Here is a 3,810-nt window from a genome sequence, read left to right as displayed (position 1 = left end):
CCCGCCGGCAGGCGGAAGCGCAACGGTTCGGGCGGGCGGGGGACCGGGTTCTCCTCCAGGCGCCGCAGCCGCTCCCCGGCGTTGCGGATCCGGGCGGAGATCTGCCGCTCGACACCGCGCTGGTGCCGCTGGTTCGACCGTTCCGCCGTGGCCGCGCGCCGCGCCCCCGACGCCATCCGGTCCGCGGCCCGCGCGGCCAGGGCGCGCTGCTGCGCCAGCTCGTCCAGCCAGTCCCGGTACGCCCGTTCCCAGCGCCGCCGGGCCGCGGACCTCGCCCGCAGGTACCCGGCGTAGCCGTCGCCGTGACGGTGCACCGCACGGCGTTCGGCGTCCACCTCCCACAGCGTGGTGGCGACCCGCTCCAGGAGGAGACGGTCGTGGGAGACCACCACCACCGTCCCCCGGTGGGTCCGCAGCCGCTCCTCCAGCCAGCTCAGGGCGGAGGCGTCGAGATGGTTCGTCGGTTCGTCCAGCAGCAGCAACTGCGGTGACGCCGCCAGCGCACAGGCCAGGGCGAGCCGGGCCTGCTCGCCGCCGGACAGGCTGCCCAGGCGGCGGCCGGTGGCGATCCGGCCCAGGCCCAGGCCGTGCAGGGAGGCGGCGACCCGGGCGTCGGCCGTGTACCCGTCGCGGGCCTCGAAGGCCTCGAGCAGGTCGCCGTAGGCGGCCAGCAGCGGCCCGGTCTCCTCGGGACCGGCCGTGGCGAGGGCGCCCTCGGTGTCCCGCAGCGCGCGTTCGAGGGCCCGTAGATCGGCCAGGGCGTGATCGACCGCGTCCTGGACGGTGTCCCCGGGCGGCAGGCCGGGGACCTGCGGCAGATGGCCGACACCGCCCGGGGCGCGGACCTCGACCCGGCCGGAGGAGGGCTGTTCCAGCCCGGCCAGCACCCGCAGCAGGGTGGACTTGCCGGAGCCGTTCTCACCCACCACGCCGACGCGTTCACCGAGCGCCGCGGAGCCGCGCACACCGTCGAGCAGCGGACGGCCGCCGGGGGAGAGGGACACCTCGTCCAGCACCAACTGGAAGACGCCGGACCGGTCTTCGGGCAGAGCTGTGCCCGGAAAGGGAGGGGTGTGCATCAAGGTTCCGCCGTATCGGAGGAGAGAGGTGATCGGACGACGGCGGGAAAGCGCGACGGCCGGCGCGACGCCATGACCGGCGTCCGGCCGGTGCCTCCCGGGCGGAACTCAGAGGAAGAAGGAGAAGAACCCGATCACCCCGCCAGTGTACCGCCGGAGTATTGACGGGCCGTGTGAAACACATCGATAGTTTTTGTATCTCCGACTCGCGGGGGTGTGCGTACACGGTGGCGGGGAGGAACGACGCATGGGCCGATATCGCCGGCTTCGGCGCATCCGGCAGATGGACCCCCGACGGGACCACCAGCAGATCTACCGCTGGATCACGCACTACGAGTTCCCGGCGGACTACCTCCACGGGACGTCGATCGCCTTCCTGCGCGACTACGGCGTGCCCCGCATCTCGAGGCTCCTCGACCGCACCCAGGAGTTCGAACGCGCCGGCCAGAAGCGCTACGACGACACGGTGCTGATCGCCTACGAGATGGTGCGCGAGGGCATCGACTCCGAGCACGGACGGGCCGCCGCCCGCCACCTCAACCGCATCCACGGCCGCTACCGCATCCCCAACGAGGACTTCCTCTACGTCCTGGCCACCACGGTGGTCGGCCCCAAGCGCTGGATCGACCGGTACGGCTGGCGCCGGCTGTGCGACCAGGAGGCCGAGAGCCTCGCGCTGGTCGGTCACCGGATGGGCGAGATGATGGGCATCACCGGCGTGCCCGACACCTACGCCGCGTTCGAGCAGCTCCACGACGCCTACGAGCGGGAGATGTTCGCCTACCACCCCGCCAACCGCAGGGTGGCCGCGGCGACCCTGCGCGTCTTCGCCGCCTGGTACCCCGCGCCCTTCCGTCGGATCGCGACCCGCGTCGCCCTCGCCGCCCTCGACGAGCCGCTGCTCACCGCCCTGGGCTTCAGCCCCCAGCCCCTCTGGCTCAGGACGGCGACCCACCGCGCGCTGCGCACCCGGGCGGCGCTGATCCGGCTGCTGCCCGGCCGCCCGGAGCGCTTCCCGAAACTGCCCGAGGCACGCACCTACCCCTTCGGCTGGACCCTCGACGACCTCGGCCCGCACTGGGCCCACTCCCGCCCGACGGCCCCGCTGCACGACGAGGCGCCGACGGATGCGGTCGTCGTCCCGCACCAGCAGACCTCCCCGCACGACGTCCCCCGTCAGGAGCCCCGATGACCGACACCACCTCCGCCACGGACACCGCCGCGAGCGCCACGACCTTCACCACCCGCTCCCCGGCCACCGGAGCACCCCTCGCCGAGCACCCGGTGGACGGCCCCGAGCAGGTCGCGCACGCGGTCGCCCAGGCCCGGAAGGTCCAGGCGGGCTGGGCCGCACTGCCCGCCGCCCGCCGCCGCGACCAGCTCCTTCGCTGGAAGCGGTCCCTGGCCGCCGAACTCGGCGCCGTCGCACGGACCATCTCGCAGGAGACCGGAAAGCCCGCGGGGGACGCGGAACTCGAGGTCGTCCTCACCCTGGAGCACCTGGCCTGGGCGGCCCGCAGCGCCGGCCGGGTGCTGCGCCGGCGCAAGGTCGGCACCACCCTCTTCACCGTCCACCAGCGGGCCTCCCTGGTGTACCGGCCGCTGGGCGTGGTCGGCGTCATCGGGCCGTGGAACTACCCCTGCTACACGCCGATGGGGTCCGTCGGCTACGCCCTCGCGGCCGGCAACGCCGTCGTCCTCAAGCCGTCCGAGCTGACCCCGGCGACCGGACTCCTGCTCGCCGAGCTCTTCGACGCCGCCGTGCCGGAGCACGCCGGGCTGCTCAGCACCGTGACCGGCGGCGCCTCCACCGGGGAGGCGCTGGCCCGGTCGGGGGTCGACAAGCTGGCCTTCACCGGATCGCCCGGCACGGCCCGCAAGGTGATGGCGGTGTGCGCCGAGTCCCTGACCCCGTTCCTGGCCGAGTGCGGCGGCAAGGACGCCGTGATCGTCACGGCGGACGCGGACCTGGACGCCGCCGCGGAGGCGATCGTGTGGGGTGCGCTGAGCAACGCCGGCCAGACCTGCGCGGGCGTCGAACGCGTCTACGCGGTGCGCGAGATCCACGAGGAGCTGTGCCGGCGGGTGGTCGAGCGGGCCACGGCGCTGCGGACGGGCGCCGAGGACGGCGCTGCCTACGGGCCGATGACGATGCCCGGCCAGGTCCCCGTCGTCGAACGGCACGTGACCGGGGCGGTGGAGTCGGGCGGAAGGGCCCTGCTGGGCGGACCGGAGTCGGTGAAGGCGCCCTACGTGGAGCCCGTCGTGCTGACCGGGGTGCCCGAGGACGCGGCGGCGATGACGGAGGAGACCTTCGGCCCGGTCGTGGTCGTCAACTCCGTCGCCGACGTCGACGAAGCGGTGGACCGGGCCAACGCCTCCCGTTACGCCCTGGGCGCGGCGGTGTTCGGCGGGAGCGCGCGCACCGGAGCGGCCGTCGCCTCCCGGCTGCGGGCCGGAGCGGTGTCGGTGAACTCCGTCCTCGGCTTCGCCGCGGTGCCGGCCCTGCCGTTCGGCGGCACCCAGGAGTCCGGCTTCGGGCGCATCCACGGCGAGGAGGGGCTGCGCGCGTTCACCTCGGTCCAGTCCATGACGGTGCAGCGCTTCAGCCCGCCGATCGCCCTGACCTCCTTCGAGGTGCCGGCCGCCGTCCGCGAGCGCGCGGTGCGCATGGCGCAGTCGCTGCACCGGCGGCGCTGAGCGGTCGCGGGCGGCGGCCGGCACCTCGAAG

General features: G+C 74.4%; 3 protein-coding genes. 2 read left to right on the top strand and 1 reads right to left on the bottom strand.

The features are described 5' to 3' along the window. On the bottom strand, positions 1-1,079 hold a 1,079-nt coding region (locus tag ACOV8S_RS22215; RefSeq protein ID WP_448319708.1), incomplete at its 3' end, for an ATP-binding cassette domain-containing protein. Between the two features lie 247 nt (positions 1,080-1,326). Between ACOV8S_RS22215 and ACOV8S_RS22210 the strand changes: the two genes are divergently transcribed. Then, on the top strand, positions 1,327-2,271 hold the full coding sequence (locus ACOV8S_RS22210; protein WP_448319707.1) for an oxygenase MpaB family protein: 945 nt from the start codon (positions 1,327-1,329) through the stop codon (positions 2,269-2,271). Continuing rightward, positions 2,268-3,779 (top strand): aldehyde dehydrogenase family protein, encoded by a 1,512-nt coding sequence (locus ACOV8S_RS22205; protein ID WP_448319706.1) that lies wholly within the window; start codon positions 2,268-2,270, stop codon positions 3,777-3,779. The genes ACOV8S_RS22210 and ACOV8S_RS22205 overlap by 4 nt, the downstream gene beginning before the upstream one ends. Positions 3,780-3,810: the final 31 nt, after the last annotated feature.

The sequence above is a fragment of the Streptomyces sp. CO7 genome (genome assembly GCF_053474865.1).
Note: the sequence above shows the minus strand (reverse complement) of the source record. Positions and strands in the feature narration are given on the sequence as shown.